This is a genomic window from Pseudomonas sp. NFACC05-1, from assembly GCF_900100135.1.
In the GTDB taxonomy this organism is placed as follows: Bacteria; Pseudomonadota; Gammaproteobacteria; order Pseudomonadales; family Pseudomonadaceae; genus Aquipseudomonas; species Aquipseudomonas fluorescens_Q.
In genome coordinates, this window is record NZ_FMTR01000002.1 from 215,901 (window position 1) to 231,375 (window position 15,475).

The 15,475-nt window shown below is 64.2% G+C and carries 18 protein-coding genes; 12 read left to right on the forward strand and 6 right to left on the reverse strand.

The annotated features are described in order from the left end of the window. Window positions 1–40 precede the first annotated feature (40 nt). From BLO97_RS05155 to BLO97_RS31560, 12 genes are all read left to right on the forward strand, one after another. Window positions 41–1,168 (forward strand): TyeA family type III secretion system gatekeeper subunit, encoded by a 1,128-nt coding sequence (locus BLO97_RS05155; RefSeq protein WP_063323912.1) that lies wholly within the window; start codon window positions 41–43, stop codon window positions 1,166–1,168. Further along, a complete protein-coding gene (sctV, locus tag BLO97_RS05160; protein WP_063323913.1) occupies window positions 1,165–3,252 on the forward strand; it encodes a type III secretion system export apparatus subunit SctV in 2,088 nt (695 codons plus the stop codon). The genes BLO97_RS05155 and sctV overlap by 4 nt, the downstream gene beginning before the upstream one ends. Before the next feature lie 157 nt (window positions 3,253–3,409). Beyond that, the gene (locus tag BLO97_RS05165; protein ID WP_092345201.1) at window positions 3,410–4,303 is read left to right on the forward strand and encodes an FHA domain-containing protein; all 894 of its coding nucleotides are present in this window, start codon (window positions 3,410–3,412) and stop codon (window positions 4,301–4,303) included. Beyond that, window positions 4,303–5,661 (forward strand): FliI/YscN family ATPase, encoded by a 1,359-nt coding sequence (locus BLO97_RS05170; protein ID WP_092345203.1) that lies wholly within the window; start codon window positions 4,303–4,305, stop codon window positions 5,659–5,661. Before BLO97_RS05165 ends, BLO97_RS05170 begins: the two co-directional genes overlap by 1 nt. Beyond that, window positions 5,648–6,067 (forward strand): type III secretion protein, encoded by a 420-nt coding sequence (locus BLO97_RS05175; protein ID WP_092345205.1) that lies wholly within the window; start codon window positions 5,648–5,650, stop codon window positions 6,065–6,067. The genes BLO97_RS05170 and BLO97_RS05175 overlap by 14 nt, the downstream gene beginning before the upstream one ends. Then, the gene (locus BLO97_RS05180; protein WP_256571631.1) at window positions 6,060–6,629 is read left to right on the forward strand and encodes a type III secretion protein; all 570 of its coding nucleotides are present in this window, start codon (window positions 6,060–6,062) and stop codon (window positions 6,627–6,629) included. The genes BLO97_RS05175 and BLO97_RS05180 overlap by 8 nt, the downstream gene beginning before the upstream one ends. Then, on the forward strand, window positions 6,626–7,729 hold the full coding sequence (sctQ, locus tag BLO97_RS05185; protein WP_092345207.1) for a type III secretion system cytoplasmic ring protein SctQ: 1,104 nt from the start codon (window positions 6,626–6,628) through the stop codon (window positions 7,727–7,729). The genes BLO97_RS05180 and sctQ overlap by 4 nt, the downstream gene beginning before the upstream one ends. After that, entirely contained in the window at window positions 7,726–8,379 is a 654-nt protein-coding gene (gene sctR, locus BLO97_RS05190; RefSeq protein ID WP_063323918.1) for a type III secretion system export apparatus subunit SctR, read from the forward strand. The genes sctQ and sctR overlap by 4 nt, the downstream gene beginning before the upstream one ends. 9 nt (window positions 8,380–8,388) lie before the next feature. Beyond that, window positions 8,389–8,643, forward strand: coding sequence for a type III secretion system export apparatus subunit SctS (gene sctS, locus BLO97_RS05195; RefSeq protein ID WP_003206603.1), 255 nt, complete (start codon window positions 8,389–8,391; stop codon window positions 8,641–8,643). Further along, window positions 8,643–9,440, forward strand: a complete 798-nt coding sequence (gene sctT, locus BLO97_RS05200) for a type III secretion system export apparatus subunit SctT (protein ID WP_063323919.1) — start codon at window positions 8,643–8,645, stop codon at window positions 9,438–9,440. The genes sctS and sctT overlap by 1 nt, the downstream gene beginning before the upstream one ends. A 15-nt stretch (window positions 9,441–9,455) precedes the next feature. Further along, window positions 9,456–10,556 carry a type III secretion system export apparatus subunit SctU gene (gene sctU, locus BLO97_RS05205; RefSeq protein WP_063323920.1) on the forward strand — a complete coding sequence of 367 codons (1,101 nt, stop codon included), beginning with the start codon at window positions 9,456–9,458 and terminating at the stop codon, window positions 10,554–10,556. A gap of 116 nt (window positions 10,557–10,672) precedes the next feature. Next, on the forward strand, window positions 10,673–11,191 hold the full coding sequence (locus BLO97_RS31560; protein ID WP_170846014.1) for a type III effector: 519 nt from the start codon (window positions 10,673–10,675) through the stop codon (window positions 11,189–11,191). Between the two features lie 124 nt (window positions 11,192–11,315). Here the strand turns inward: BLO97_RS31560 and BLO97_RS05215 are convergent, their stop codons facing one another. The 6 genes from BLO97_RS05215 to BLO97_RS05240 all read right to left on the reverse strand — a co-directional run bounded on the left by BLO97_RS05215 (window position 11,316) and on the right by BLO97_RS05240 (window position 15,353). Then, a complete protein-coding gene (locus tag BLO97_RS05215) occupies window positions 11,316–11,765 on the reverse strand; it encodes a type III secretion system chaperone (protein WP_092345209.1) in 450 nt (149 codons plus the stop codon). A gap of 206 nt (window positions 11,766–11,971) precedes the next feature. Next, complete coding sequence (locus tag BLO97_RS05220; RefSeq protein WP_092345211.1) at window positions 11,972–12,349, reverse strand: transcriptional regulator; 378 nt, start codon at window positions 12,347–12,349, stop codon at window positions 11,972–11,974. A 6-nt stretch (window positions 12,350–12,355) separates the two neighbouring features. Further along, the gene (hrpT, locus tag BLO97_RS05225; RefSeq protein ID WP_063323923.1) at window positions 12,356–12,565 is read right to left on the reverse strand and encodes an HrpT family type III secretion system protein; all 210 of its coding nucleotides are present in this window, start codon (window positions 12,563–12,565) and stop codon (window positions 12,356–12,358) included. After that, window positions 12,562–14,712, reverse strand: coding sequence for a type III secretion system outer membrane ring subunit SctC (sctC, locus tag BLO97_RS05230; protein WP_092149060.1), 2,151 nt, complete (start codon window positions 14,710–14,712; stop codon window positions 12,562–12,564). The genes hrpT and sctC overlap by 4 nt, the downstream gene beginning before the upstream one ends. Next, complete coding sequence (locus BLO97_RS05235; RefSeq protein WP_092149057.1) at window positions 14,705–15,142, reverse strand: type III secretion system chaperone; 438 nt, start codon at window positions 15,140–15,142, stop codon at window positions 14,705–14,707. Before BLO97_RS05235 ends, sctC begins: the two co-directional genes overlap by 8 nt. After that, the gene (locus tag BLO97_RS05240) at window positions 15,129–15,353 is read right to left on the reverse strand and encodes a type III secretion protein (protein WP_014340714.1); all 225 of its coding nucleotides are present in this window, start codon (window positions 15,351–15,353) and stop codon (window positions 15,129–15,131) included. Before BLO97_RS05240 ends, BLO97_RS05235 begins: the two co-directional genes overlap by 14 nt. Window positions 15,354–15,475 lie beyond the last annotated feature (122 nt).

Consider the following 15,475-nt stretch of genomic DNA (forward strand, 5'->3'; position numbering starts at 1 on the left):
CGCCACCCACTGAGCGTCCGAAACCACGCTCACGGCCATCATGAAAGTAGAAGCCCCGACAAATGCGCATATTGCCGCCAACCTTGCCCAGGCCGCTTCGGCCGTCGTGGGCATCGGCAAGCCTGTCGAATCGTTTCAGGCCGTGCAGTCCAATTCGATGGAGGAGGTCGGCATGACCTTCAGCCATCATGTGGAGCGCAATACCAAGGCGCTGAGCCAGCGGCGCATCCGCAATGCCCGCAGCGAGGTGGGCCAGGTGCGCGTCGAGACGCGCGAGCAGTTGGAAGAGTGGTACGACCAACTCGGCCACCCAGGCAAGCAGAGCCTGGGGGCAATGGCCGCCCAGGCGGGTTTGTTGTTATGTGGCGAGCCGGTGCTTGAAGAGGTGGTGCAGTCCACCGGTGGTGACCCGGCCCGTACCGACCTGATCCTGCAGCAAGCCTTGCGCGAGGCCGAAGTTCAAGGTCGTCTCGTCGAAGCCCAGCGCGCTCGCGACTACCTGCAGCTATTGCGCGAGCGTTATGGCGCGCAGATCCAGGCGGGCATGAACATCGCCGAGGCCTTGCGCGCTGCGGGCGGCGATCCAGAACTGCGCCAGGCGGTACGGCGGCTCTATTACGACACCGTGGTGCTCAAGCAATCGTTGCCCACCATGATGCAGGCGTTGCTTGGCTTGTTCGGCGAGGCGGCCTTCGTGCCGGGGCTGGACATGATGCGCCGGGCCCTGGCTGACGATATCGCGGCGCACACACCGTCACGTCCTACCGCCCTGTTGCGCACGTTGTTGATCGGCCTGGCCGCCTCGACGCAACTGGGCAGTGTCCTGCACAGCTGCCGCCGTTTGCTCGAGCAACTGGCCTGCAGTTGCCCGGCCAGCCAGCTCACGGCGGTGCTGTTGCTCCAACGCATGCTGGGGTTTGTCAGCAGTGGCCTGTCGGCGGCGGAAGTACGGCGTATCGGGCGTGAACTGGGTGGAGAAGAGGAGCGGGACCAACTGGTCTCCCTGAACGGCCTGTACCCTTTGCTCAAGCGTTTGCCGCTACCTCTCTGGCGGGATAGCAAAAGCCGACAGACCGCGCTGAAGAACCTGTTGGTGCTGCTCGATGAGCGTTCCCGTGGCGAGCCCCGAAGCCAGACTGCTGCCCCGGTGATTGGAGCACGCTCATGATCGCCCTGTTGAACAAAGTCGCCAACGAAGCGGTGCGGCGCATCGAGGTGGTCGGGGCGTTCGTGGTGCTGGGCATCGTGTTCATGCTGATCCTGCCCTTGCCGACCTCGGTGGTCGATGCGCTGATCGCGATCAACATCTGCATCTCCTGCCTGCTGATCGTGCTCTCGCTGTACCTGCCGCGACCGTTGGCGTTTTCCTCGTTTCCGGCGGTGCTGCTGCTGACCACGCTGTTCCGGCTGGCGTTGTCGGTGGCGACCACCCGGTTGATCCTGCTCCAGGGCGACGCCGGCCATATCGTCCAGGCGTTCGGCGATTTCGTAGTGGGGGGCAACCTGGCGGTCGGGCTGGTCATCTTCCTCATCCTGACGGTGGTCAACTTCCTGGTGATCACCAAGGGCTCGGAGCGGGTCGCCGAAGTGGCGGCGCGGTTCACCCTGGACGCGCTACCGGGCAAGCAGATGTCCATCGACAGCGACCTGCGCGCCAACCTGATCGATGTCAGCGAAGCCCGGCGGCGTCGCGAGGAATTGAACAAGGAAAGCCAGCTGTTCGGTGCGATGGACGGGGCGATGAAGTTCGTCAAGGGCGATGCCATCGCGGGTTTGGTGATCGTGGTGATCAACCTCATCGGCGGCTTTTCGGTCGGCATGATGCAGCATGACATGGGCGCATCCGAATCGATGCACTTGTACGCCGTGTTGACCATCGGTGACGGTCTGATCGCGCAGATTCCGGCCCTGCTGATTTCTCTTACTGCGGGCATGATCATCACCCGCGTGTCGCCGCAAGGGGAGCCGGCAGGCAGTAGCGTCGGCAAGGAAATCGCCCAGCAGTTGACCGCCGAACCCAAGGCCTGGGTGATCGCTTCGGTGGGAATGCTCGGCTTCGCGGCCTTGCCCGGCATGCCCACGCTGGTGTTCATCGTCATCGCCTTGATCACCGGCACCGCCGGCATCGTCCAGCTCTATTCGCGCGCCCGGCTGGCCCGCCAGGGCGACCAGCCAGCGGAGGTCGTGGCCCCGGCACAGAACGGCGCCGAAGACCTGCGCAGCTTCGACCCGACCCGTGCCTATCTTCTGCAGTTTTCCAAAGCCATGGAAGGCAACGCGGCCGCCGAGGAAGCCATCCAGGCGATCCGCAAAAAGCGTAACGCGCTGGTGGCCGGCTTTGGCCTGACCCTGCCGCCCTTCGAGATCGAATACAGCGCGCTGCTGGAAGACGACGAGTTCCGCTTCTGCGTGCACGAGGTGCCGATGTTGCGGGCAACTTTCGGAGAGCGCGTGGCCGTGGCGCGCGGGCCGCTGCCGTTGGAACCGCGCGACGGGCAGGTCGGCAGCGAGGTGCGTGACGAGCAGCAGTGGCTCTGGCTGACGCCTGACGATCCGCTGCTGGCGGACGAACGCGTGGAGGCGGTGTCGGCCGCCGAGTTGCTGGTGGAGCGGATGAGCCGCGCGATGTTTGCCACGGGCCCACAATTCTTGGGGCTTCAGGAGAGCAAGTCGATTCTCAGTTGGCTCGAAGCGGGCCAGCCAGAGCTGGTGCAGGAACTGCAGCGGACCATGCCGTTGGCCCGTTTCGCTGCCGTACTCCAGCGTTTGGCCGGCGAAGGTGTCCCGCTGCGCGCGGTGCGGCTGATCGCCGAGTCCTTGATCGAGCACGGGCAGCACGAGCGCGACGTCGGTGCGCTGACCGACTACGCGCGCATCGCCCTGAAGTCGCAGATCTATCACCAGTACCGCGACGAAGATGGACTGCACGTGTGGCTGTTGACGCCGGAAACCGAAGGCCTGTTGCGCGATGCGCTGCGCCAGACCCAGACGGAAACCTTTTTTGCCCTGGAAAGCCTGCATACCCGCGCCTTGGTCATGCAGTTGCGTGAAGGCTTCCCGTTGCGCGCCAAGCGCGTGGCCGTGCTGTTGGTGGCGCAAGACTTGCGGGCCCCGCTACGCGATTTGTTGCGCGACGAATTCAATCACGTGCCCGTGCTCGCCTTCAGCGAGTTGCACAGCAACGCCCAGGTCACCGTGCTGGGGCGCTTTGACCTCGAGCAGGAAAAACTACGGATGGAGGATGCCGCGTGACGGGCTTGTCTTGGCACGCCAGCAGCGGTGCCTCCACGTAACGATGCAAATCCAGGTGCGTTCGATGGCCTGGCTGTGACAGAGGACGGGGGCCGCCGGTGCCCCGTCGTACAACCGGATCGTGGGCGAGCGTCTGTCGCCCCTTGAGGAATTGACCATGTTCGAACTGCGAGTCTTGAGTGGTCTGCACCGAGGTGCGGCGTTGCCGCTGGTTGGCGAGCAATGGGTGGTCGGGGCGGCGGAGGAGGCCGACCTGGCGCTATACGATCCGGGCATCTGTGGGCGTCACGTGGGCCTGCGGCAGGTGCAGGGCCAGTGGCTGCTGGAACGGCTGGAGGGCCCGGTTTGCGATGGACAAGGCCAGCCTTGGGCCGCGACCGAGCCCTTGCAGAGCAATGCTCCGTTTGCCGTGGCAGGCGTCTGGCTGTGCCTGGCCCCGGCCGATCAGCCCTGGCCCGAAGAGGCGGCGCTGGATGACGCTGCGCATCTTGCGCTGGACCGGGAAACCCCGAAGCCCGCCGTGCGGCCGTCGTGGCCCAAGCGCCTGGCCATTGCCGCGGCGGTGATCACCGTCGCCTCCAGCGCCTGGGCCTTTACCAGCCAGCCGGCGCAGACTGTGGCACGCAGCCCGGCCCAGCAGCTCAAGCAGACCAAGGTGGCCTTGGACAATGTCGAGGCGGTCCGCCTGGAGCTGGATCGCATGTTGCAGGAGCGCGATTTGGACGCCGGTGTACGGGTCGAGAGCCAGGACGACCGGCTGGTCCTGGTGGGTGAGTTGCCGCGCCCGCGCCTGGCGATGGTCGAACGACTGATCGAGCGCTTCCACGACCGCTACGAAACGCCGATCGGGATCACGGCCAACGTCAAGGAACGGCTGACGAAGCTGCCGTTCCAGATCGCCCAGATCGTGGGCGGTAAGCATGGTCACGTGGTCACCGCCGATGGCCGTCGGTTGTTCCTGGGCGACCAGATCGATGGCCTGCGCTTGACTGCCATCGACAGCGGCAAAGTCACCTTCGAGGGTGACCAACGCTACGAGGTCACCTGGTGATGACGCAGGCGGCCATCGCGCGACTGGAGGTCTGGGAGGCCGGGCAATTGGCGCACTTGCGTCGCTTCGCGCCGGTCATGGTGCGCGGACGGGTGCAGCGGGTCAGCGGCATCTTGCTGCAGTGCCGGCTGCCGGGGGCGCAGATCGGCGACCTCTGCCGGGTCGAGCGCGACGCCCGCGAGCCGCTGCTCGCCGAAATTGTCGGCTTCGACCAGCACGATGCCTTGCTCAGCGCCTTGGGCGGGCTGGAGGGCGTCCGGGTCGGGGCAGCGGTGGAGCCGCTGGGCATGCCGCATCGGGTGTGCGTGGGGCCGCAGTTGTTGGGCCAGGTGCTGGATGGATTCGGCCGACCGTTGGTGGATGGCGGCGCGGGAGCCTTCGCCGGTGCGCATGTGCCGAATGCGTCGCAGGTGATTGGCGAGGCCCCGGCGCCCACCGCGCGACCGCGCATCCAACGGCCCTTGATGACCGGCGTACGGGCCATCGACGGCCCGCTGACGCTCGGCGAAGGCCAGCGTGTGGGACTGTTCGCCGGCGCCGGTTGTGGCAAGACCACACTGTTGGCGGAGATTGCCCGGAACGTTGACTGCGATGTCATCGTGTTCGGCCTGATCGGCGAGCGTGGGCGCGAACTGCGTGAATTCCTCGACCATGAGCTGGATGATGAACTGCGTGCCCGTGCGGTGCTGGTGTGCGCCACCTCCGATCGCTCCAGCATGGAACGCGCCCGCGCAGCGTTCACCGCGACGGCATTGGCCGAGGGTTTTCGTGCCCGGGGCCAACGCGTGCTGCTGCTCATCGATTCGCTGACCCGCTTCGCCCGGGCCCAGCGTGAGATCGGCCTGGCCGCCGGCGAGCCGTTGGGGCGTGGCGGCCTGCCGCCGTCGGTCTACAGCCTGCTGCCGCGGCTGGTTGAACGGGCCGGGCTGACCCACGAGGGCGCTATCACCGCGTTTTATACGGTGCTCATCGAGCAGGATTCCATGAACGATCCCGTGGCGGATGAAGTGCGTTCGCTGCTCGACGGTCACATCGTGCTGTCACGCAAGCTCGCGGAACGCGGCCACTACCCGGCAATCGATGTGCTGGCCAGCCTGTCGCGAATCTTGGCCAATGTGGCCGAGGCGGAGCACCTGCGGGCGGGCATCAATCTGCGTCGGTTGTTGTCGGCCTATGAGCAAATCGAACTGATGTTGCGCCTGGGCGAATACCAGGCCGGTGCCGACCCCTTGACCGACCTGGCGGTGGAGTCGCGTGGCGCCCTGGACGCCTTCCTGCGCCAGGACCTGCGTGAGCCGGAGCAGTTTGCTTCCACGCTCGCCCACCTGCAGCAGTTGACCGCCTATGTCCCGGGTTGATCTGGACGCCCTGGCGCCGATACGCCGCCACCGCGAAGCGCAAGCCGAACGGGCGTGGCGCCAGCAGCGTGAGCGTTTGCGTGAACGCGAAGCCGCGGTTGCCGCCGCGCGCGCGCAAATGCAGGCGACCCGTGAGCAACAGTCGGTGCAGCGCGAGGCGTTGTACGGCGAGCACCGTGGCCGAGCGTTGAGTGTGTGCGAACTGAATGCGTGGAATACCCAGGAACGTCGCTTGATTGGCGAACTGGCCGAGCAAGCGCGGGCATTGCAGGCGCTGGACGATGAACAGGCGCAGCAGGCCCGGCACACGGCCGCTGCCCAGCAGCGGCTACAAGGGCGCCGGCGAGATCTGGAAAAGCTCAGCGCAATGATGGAGTACCTGGTGGAGCCCCCCAGCGATGAATGAGCACAGCGTGCGCGGTGGGCCGACACCGCACGGCAGTCCCCCGGCGGCCCCCGTTCGGCATCCGCCTCGAGCGTACGAGCAACCGCCTGCCCAGGTGAGTCGGGCAAGCCGTCCGGTGGAGCGTGAGTCCGCCCCTGCCAGCGGACGCGACCCGGACCTGCCGGCAGGCAGCAGTGACGGTTACTGGTTCCGTCAGTGGGTCGATGCGCCACGGGGCGGTGCGCAGGATGACAGCGCCGGCACCGGTTCGCTGTCGGGCCTGGTGAACCTTTCGAGCGGCGAAGAGGAGGCGTTTGTCGACCAGCTCACGCCACGCTTGCGCGCCACCCTCGACCAGCAATTGGACCTGCTACTGCATCTGCCCAATCTGGGCCGCATCAAGGTCTCCGCCCGGCGGCCAGGCGGGGCGTGCGGGTGGGACATCGGCCTGAGCAGCGAAAGTGCAGACGTACAGACGCGGCTGTCGAGTCGATCCGGTCGTCTCGAAGAGGCGCTGACCCAAAGCCTGGGCCAGCCGGTCAGCGTGCGCGTAGCGCAGGAAGAAGAGGTTGGCGCGACATGACAGTCCATGCATTGGTGCTGCCGACGGTGGGCAGCGAGGACGCCACCGCCCGGCGGCTATTGGGAATTGGCGTCCGGTTGCCCTTCGAGGTGGCGGGCGAGACGGGCCTGCTGGAACTGACTCCGGGCGGCGTTGCGGCTGGGAGCACGCCGTGTGTGCTGGCGTGTGCCCATGGTGTCTTTACCTTGGACGAGGCCGGCGCGGTGCTCAGCCTGTTCGGTGAATGCCCGGTGGTCCTGCCTGCCGAACCAGGGCCGGATGACACGTGGTTCTGGTCGCTGTTCCAGCAAACCCTGAGCGAGCCCCTGCGCCAGGCCTTCGGTTTTATCAAACCAGCGGCCGGACCCGCGGTGCAGGGCATTGCCTGCCGGCTCGACGTGAGGGTGGGCGCGGCCCGCGTCACGAGCCATCTGGAAATGACCGGTGCGACCTTGTTGGGGCTACTTCGCACCGATCCCTGGCAACGGCGAGCCGCGCCACTGATCGAGGGCTTTGCGCTGCGTGTTCCGTTGGAACTGGGACACCTGGCGCTGGCCGCCGGGCAGGTGGCGACGTTGTGCCCCGGTGATGTGTTGGTGCCGCAAACCCCTTTGTTCGATTCATCCGGCCAAGGGCTGATTCGCCTGGGCCGGCATTGTTTGCAGGTGCGGGTACACAGCCGTGCCGCGCCGTTGCGCCTGACCTTGCTCGCTCTGGAGGAGACCGTTATGAGCACCACCGCCGACACCGACATCCTGACGCCGGACTGGGACGATAGCACCGGCTATGAACCTGACGAGCAAACTGGCGAGGCGACTGAGCACCCGCTGTCGGCCTATGCCGCTGAAACCGAGGTGGCACCGATGACGGAGCCGGTCGCTGCCGATCTCCCCGAGCGTTTCGACGACCTGCCGCTGGCGCTGACGATACGCTGCGGTCATTTGCACCTGACCTTGGGCGAGCTGCGCAATCTGGCCCCCGGCGCGGTGCTGCAAGTGCCAGGTGTGGCACCGGGGACAGCGGCGCTGTTCTATGGCGAACGGGCTCTGGCCCAGGGCGAGCTGGTCGAGGTCGATGGCCGATTGGGTCTGCAAATCGCTCGCGTGGATGTGGCTGGATGAGCTTCCAGGGGGTCGACCCCTTTCTGCTGGCGCTGTTCATTGGTGGGATTTCGTTGGTCCCCCTGCTGCTGATTATCTGCAGCGCCTTTCTCAAGATAGCCATCGTGTTGACGATCACCCGTAACGCCATCGGTGTGCAGCAGGTGCCACCCAATATGGCCCTGTATGCCATTGCCCTGGCCGCGACGCTGTTCATCATGGCGCCGGTGGGCCACAACATCGCCGAACAGCTGAAGGAACAGCCGCTGGATTTCAGCAGCACCGAGGCGTTGCAAGGTTCTGCGCTGAACGCGGTAAAACCGTTGCAGGCTTTCATGTCGCGCAACACCAACCCGGACATCCTCGCCCACCTGCTGGAAAACACCCAGCGGATGTGGCCCAAGGAACGCGCCGAGCAGGCCAGCCGCGACGATCTGATGCTGCTCATTCCGGCCTTCATGCTGTCGGAGCTCGAGGCCGGTTTCCAGATGGGATTCCTGATCTATATCCCGTTCATTGTCATCGACCTGATCGTGTCCAACCTGCTGCTGGCACTCGGCATGCAGATGGTCGCGCCCATGACCATTTCGTTGCCGCTCAAGCTGCTGATTTTTGTCCTCGTGCAGGGCTGGACGCAATTGCTCGACAGCCTCTTCTATTCCTATCTTTGAGGACGTGCGATGGACGCGCTGACGTTGTTTAAGGAAGGCATGCTGCTGGTGGTCCTGCTCTCCGCACCGCCCTTGATCGTTGCGGTGATCGTCGGTGTACTGACGTCCCTGGTGCAGGCCTTGATGCAGATCCAGGACCAGACCTTGCCCTTCGGCATCAAGCTGGTGGCGGTCGGGCTGACCTTGCTGGTGACGGGCCGCTGGATCGGTGTGGAGCTGCTGGGACTGTTGCGTCGGGCATTCGAAATGATGGCCAATACCTGATGACGGCCCAGGCTTTCGTCCCGTATTTCGACTTGCTGCTGTCGATCGCGCTCGGCATGGCGCGGATTTACCCGGTCGCTTACCTGGTCCCGGTGTTTTGCTTCCAGCACCTGCGAGGCTTGCCGCGCCATGCCGTTGTGTTTGCCCTGGGCATGTTGCCGGCGCCCGGTATTCGCCAGGCGCTGATCGATGCCCAGGTCAATTGGCTGTCGCTGGCCGGGTTGATGTTCAAGGAGCTGGTGCTGGGCTTCTTGCTCGGGGTGCTGTTGGCGATGCCGTTCTGGTTGTATGAGTCGGTGGGCGCCTTGTTGGACAACCAGCGCGGTGCGCTCATCGGTGGCCAGTTGAATCCGGCGCTCGGCACCGACACCACGCCCCTGGGCCTCTTGTTCAAGGAGATGACGATCTTGCTGCTGGTCACCACCCTGGGCATTGGCACGTTGACCCAGGTGATCTGGGACAGCTACCTGGTGTGGTCGCCCACCGTTTGGTTTCCATTGCCTGGCGCGGATGGCTTCGGCGTGTTTCTCGGGCTGCTCGCCGAAATGTTCATGCACATGATGCTCTACGCGGCGCCCTTTATCGGCTTGCTGTTGCTGGTGGAGTTCAGCCTGGCGCTGCTCAGTCTGTATAGCCCGCAATTGCAGGTGTTCGTCCTCGCCATGCCGGCCAAGAGCCTGATTGGCCTGGGCTTCCTGCTGTTCTACCTGCCCACGCTGTGGGACGCGATGACTGGCCGTCTTGGTCGCTATGGCGAAATCCGGCATCTGCTTCACCTGTTGTTGCAGGCGCCCTGAAGGAGGGCTTCGCCCATGAGCGAAGACAGTGGCGAAAAGACCAAGCGGGCGACGCCGAAGAAAATTCGCGACGCGCGCAACAAAGGCCAGGTCGGCCAAAGCCAGGACTTGAGCAGCCTGCTGGTGCTTGCGGCGATCACCGAAGTGGCATTGACCCAGGCCGACGACAGCATGCAGGCCTTGGGGGACATGGTGGCATTCCCGCTGCATCGGCTGGATGTCGACTTCGTGCGTGCCTTCGAGGAAACCTTGGCCCACGCCGGTGGCGTGCTGCTCAACTTCACCTTGATGACCGTAGGGTTGGCGATCGTCACGCGCCTGGTGGCCGGTTGGATACAGTTCGGTTTCCTGTTCGCCCCCGAGGCCCTTCAGCCGGACCCGAACCGCTTGAACCCGATGAACCAGGCCAAACAGATGTTCTCCGGCCAGGCGCTGATCAACCTGTTCATGGGGCTGGTCAAGGCCGTGTTTATCGGCACCGTGATTTATCTGGTGACCCTGCCGGCACTCGGGTCGTTGATCAGCCTGGTCAACGGCGACCTGCACAGCTATTGGCGCGGGCTGGCCAGCCTGTTTCGGCACATCATGCACATTTGCCTGGGTGTATTGCTGGTGCTGGCGATCCTCGACTTCGGCCTGCAGAAATATTTCTTCGCCAAGCGCCTGCGCATGAGCGAGGAGGAAGTGCGCAAGGAGTTCAAGGAAATGGAAGGCGACCCCCACGTAAAAATGCATCGCCGCAGCTTGGCCCGGCAATTGGTCGACCAGCCCGTCAACAAAGAGACCAAGCCGGTGGAAGACGCCGACATGCTGGTGGTCAACCCCACCCACTTTGCCGTCGCGCTGTTGTATCGTCCCGAGGAAACGCCGCTGCCGCAGTTGATCGTCAAAGGCGTCGATGCCGAGGCCCGGGCGCTGATCGAGCGGGCCAAGGCGGCCCGGGTTCCGGTCATCCAGTGCATCTGGCTGGCGCGCACGATCTACCGTGAAGACGTCGGCGGCTACATCCCCCGGGAAACGCTCCAGGCGGTCGCCCACATTTATCGGGTGTTGCGCGAACTGGATGACGAGGCCAAGGGCGAGGTCATCGAGATTCCGGAATTGAACCAGCGTTGAGGTCGATGGAACCGATGCATACGCGGTTGCCACTCAGGGAGTGAGCCAGGCTCGTCCGCAGGATCCGGCCTGCCGACAGTGCCCACCACACAGACATCGACTCGTGGAGGATTCCCATGCCCGAACCCAGTTCCCTGACGAGCCCCTTAAGGGGCACAGGTGCCCTGCACGGCACCGACAGCTTATCGCCATCGCGCTCCCCTTCGCTGAGCCAGCGACCCCGTGAGGCGCAGCAGCGCGAAGGTACCCAAAGCCTGCATGGCCGGGGACGTTCCTCCTCGACGCCACCGGCAATGCATCAGCGTGGCCGCCCCCGAGCGCGGGACGCCAATCACGCGGCGCCGTCGAATGACACGCAACCGCTGAATGACACGCAAACGTCCAGTCCCGCTTCGGAATCTCGCACGCCGGACTCTTTCATGCGCGAGATGGAAACCCGTCAAAAGCAGTTGATGGAAAAGCAGTTCGAGATGCAGATGGGGATGGAAGAGCGCCAGAGCACCATGATGCTCATTAAAAGCTCCGCCGACATGGCCAAGTTGATGAGCGATACGGTGACGGAGGTCACCAAGGGCTTCATGGACAGTGCAAGGAAAGTCATGCAGGAGGGTGGCGAGGCGATGAAGCTTCGATAAAGCGATGAGCCCACATAAAGCGGCGCAGGAGCTGTCGAGTGCAACGAGGCTGCGATCTTTTCAATGACACTTGAATCTCAAGCGAAAGATCAAGAGATCGCAGGCTTCGCCAGCTTCTACAGGGTTAGCCCAGTCGGGTGCGGTTGGTGTTGAGCGAGGCCGGACGAGGGCTGCCCGGCGGTGCAGGCACCGCCAAGCGCGCTCGAATGTCGCCGACCTGGGCGAGGAAACCGACGATCCAATGGCAGAACCGCGCCTCGTCGAGCATCGCCAGCGGACAATGGGCACACAAGCGAACGCTGCCCTTATCGTCCAGGGCCAGCCAGCTGCCGCCGAGCAGATCCAATCGAAAATTGAGTTCCAGCAGCCGCTTGTGCAAGCCGGGCGCGTGAGCAGGTACATCGATGGAGCTATGGAGGATGGCGACATCGCCGTGATCGGGCAACTCGATGACCACGGCTTCGCGGTTGCTCGCGTCATACAACGCGCACACGCCACCTTCCAACTGCAAGTGCGCATGCAAATGTTCCGCGAGGGCCGAAATCAAGCGCTGGGCAAGCGGTGCGACGGTCATGGAAAACCTCTCTCATAAAGTCTCTGGATGAATCACTGTGGCGAGGGAGCTTGCTCCCGCTGGGCTGCGCAGCGGCCCCAAAACCATTCAACGCGGTGCACCGGGAGATACCGTTTGCGGTAGTTTTTACGACTGCTGCGCAGCCGAGCGGGAGCAAGCTCCCTCGTCACGGGTTCAGTGTTGCTCCTGGGTGAACAGCATTGCCCTCAATACGTGGCCGAGTAATCATCGAGGTCTTCCAGGCCCAGCAGCGACAGCTGACGGGACTGGATTTCATCCAGCAGCTCAGTGGATAGCGGCGCGTCGGGCAGCGCCTGCCAGACCACGAGTGCCCGCTGCGGATCGAGAAATACGAACAGCTGCGCGTAGTCGGCCGGCTGGGCGAAACGCCGTTCGAGGGCATGCTGGATCTGGTTTGCACGCAGCGTCTGGCTTTGTATTTGTAAGGCGAGCCCCACGCTGTGTGGCTCGCGTCGCAGACAGAACTCGATGCCTGGGGCTATTTCCCAATACGTCGCGATGCCGGCGATGATGTTCTTCTGGAAGGCCTGGCGAGTGCTTACGCTGTGTACCGAAAAAGACATAGCGTTTCAGTTCTCCAATGGGACGACCGTATGGTCCAGTGGGTGTTCGGGGGAGCCAAGGCCGCCGCGCATGCCGGGTGACCACCAGATCACCAGCCGACCGTTGTCCGGTTCGGCGCGGCTGCAGGCATCGCCCTGGCAGCCTGAGCGGTACGCGCAGCCGGCGAACACCGGCAGGCTCAGCAATAAAACGAGCAGCAGTGGCGTGCGACTCATGGCAGGGTCCTCGCGCTGGTTTGCAGAAGAGAAGGGCGCTCGCCGCCTGGCGTGCGTGTGGGTTGTTTCATGACCACGAACACTTCCGTTTCCTCACCGGGCTCAAGCCACACCTTCGGCCAGGCGGAGGTGGCCAGGGCCCAGCGGCTACCGCAACTCGCTTCGTCGAAGCGCAACCTTTGCTGGCCATCGTTGCGTACCACGCCGACGGCGATGCCGTAATCGGGGCCGGCGAACCATTGGGCCCGGGCAGCGTCCAGCGATAGCCCGGGTTGCAACGCGCACAATGTGTCGGGCGAATAAGGAATCGACGCCGCTTGCTTGAACGTGGCCGGAATGTTGCCGTCGGCGAGTTGGGCGAGCACATCGCTGACCTCGATACGACCGACGGGGCGGGTGCCGTTGCGACGCTCTTCCAGGCGGGCCATGGCGCTGTCGACCTGTTCGCGGTCAAGGGCGGAGATGTAGCGGGCCGGGTCGACCTGGTCACCGATCAGGCGAGGCGTCAGGATGAACACCCGTTCGCGGCGGCTGGTCTCGCGCGTGGTCGAGGAAAACAGCAGCGGCCCGATCAGCGGGATGCGACCCAGCCATGGCACTCGTTCGAGGTTGTCGCCGGTCTCTTCGGTATGAAAACCGCCTACCACCAATGACCGGCTTTCCCCCATGACAGCCTGGGTGCTGACCACGCCCCGGCGCACGCTGGGCGTCTGCTGGCCGACTTCCGAGGGTTCGATGCGGCCGTCCTCGATGTCCAGGGACATCTGGATCTGATTGCGGCCCCCGGTCTCGATGGCATGGGGCACGACTTGCAAGCTGGTGCCTGCGGTGATGGGCTCGACGGTGGCTACGCGCTCGCCGATGGCCGAGATGTACTCGGTCCGGCTGAAGTCGATGACCGCCGGCTGGTTCTCCAGGGTCAGTACCGAAGGATTCGCCACCACCGAGGCCAGGCCACGGCCCTCCAGGGCCCGCAGTTGCGCGGAAAAATCGCCGTAGTCCTGAATGAACACCGTCGAGCTGGCACCAGGGCGAATCATCGAGGCGCCGCCGATCAGGTCGCCGCTCTCGACGTTCCAGTTCGAGGCCAGCTCAGCCAGTTGCGTGCGGTCGATGTCGAGGATGATCGCATCGATTTCCACCAGCTTGCGCGGCACGTCCACATCGCGAATCAGCGGCGTGTAGATTTCCCGTCGCTTGGGTGCGTCGTAGATGAGCACCGCGTTGTTGCGCACGTCGGCTTCGACGCGGATCTTGCCCCGAGCGCCTGCACCGCTGTTCGCGCCGGACGGTACACGGCTGGTGTTCGGCCGACCCATGCCGTTCAACGCCAACTGTTCGATGTTGCCCATGGTCATGGACTGCTGGGTCTGCATGTTCTGGAACGATGCTTGGGGCGAGGCCGTCTGCATGCCCCCCGACACGGCGCTGCGACTTTCCAGCAAGCCTTTCAGGATGCTGGCGACCCCGGGGATGACCAGCGTTTCACCACGGTACTTGACGTTGCGGTCGGCGGCGGTGGCATAGCGCAGCGGAAAACTGATCACTTCCTGCTTTTCCTCGGGGGTCTTGCGCGCTTCGGCAAACTGCGCCACCAAGCGCACATAGCGTTCCGGGCCGGAGACCAGGACCACGCCTTCGTCGGGTAACTCACCCCAGCCGAAGCGCGGATCCAGCAGGCCGATGTCGGTCAAGGCTTGCTTCATGTCCGGCACGGCATCGGCGGACACTTCCAGGCGCGTGGAGTCCTGGTTCTGCAAGGGGCTGACGTACAGCGTGTTGCCATACATGAACCACTGGAAGCGATTTTCCAGGCCGAGCCTGTCGAGGAACGCCTGGGGACTTTCGGCGCGCATCCGCCCGTCGACGGTGCCTTTCACCGTGCCGTCGATTACCAGTTGCACGGCGAAGGTATTGGCGAAGTCGCCGAGTACCTTGGCCAGCGGTGTGTTCTGGGCGTCGTAGGCGTAAGGCGTGTTCTTCCAGTCGGTCGGTATGGCCGCCTCTGCCGGCATGCCAGCGCCAAGCGCGCCGGCCAATACCAGTGCGATCAGCGAAGGTTTCGCCCAGCGGCGTGCGATCGACTGGCGAAGGTGTACCTTGCCTGCGGTCATCAAGCGGTACGGTGCAAGCCACCTGTTAGGCATGGCGGATTCCTGTTCCGAGCAAGTGAGAGTGCGAGAGGCGTCGCGCCACAGGCGCGGCAACGGCACGTTGGTCTTTATTGAGAATGGATTGCCAGGTGTCACGCTGGTTGAGCAGTGCTTCGAGCACCTCGATCAAGTCGTCGATGTGCCCGTCCAGCGGCACTTGCGCCAGCAGCCACAACCGACCGTCTTGCGGCGAACGAGCCAGCGCGCCGGGAAATCGCGAGAGGCTTGGGTGCGCCAGCCGAAGCAGGTCTTCCAGAACCACCTCATGGGTCACCGGGACGGTCAGTTCGACCGATGCCAGCAGGCCTTCGTCGAGCTTGCTGAACGTTGCTTCGCCATCGTCGATGACAACGGTGAACCGCTCCGGGCCATCGACGTTGGCGTTCCAGCGGGTGAGCTGTGTGCGCAGCTCATGGCATTGCATCGATGATCGCCTTGGCGAGGTTGTGATGGGCTGTGGTCTGTTGAGTCGCTGCGTTCACCGCGACGGACATGCCGTTCATGCTGGTCAGGAATGAGTGCATGTCGTCGAGCGACTGACTTTCTGCTGCGTTCATCGCAGCGTTGTTGACGTTGTCGGTCGCGCGTTGGAAGTAGGTGTCGAGGCGGCGCTGGACGGCATCGGTGGAAGACATGGGCGGTTCCTCTGGGCTTGGGCATATTCACGAGGTGAGTGGTGCCTATGCCGTTGGCGGTTCCGCGTGAATGAGGAAAAAATGGGCGTCGGGATGTGGGGCGCGTTTCTCCTGTGGGAGCG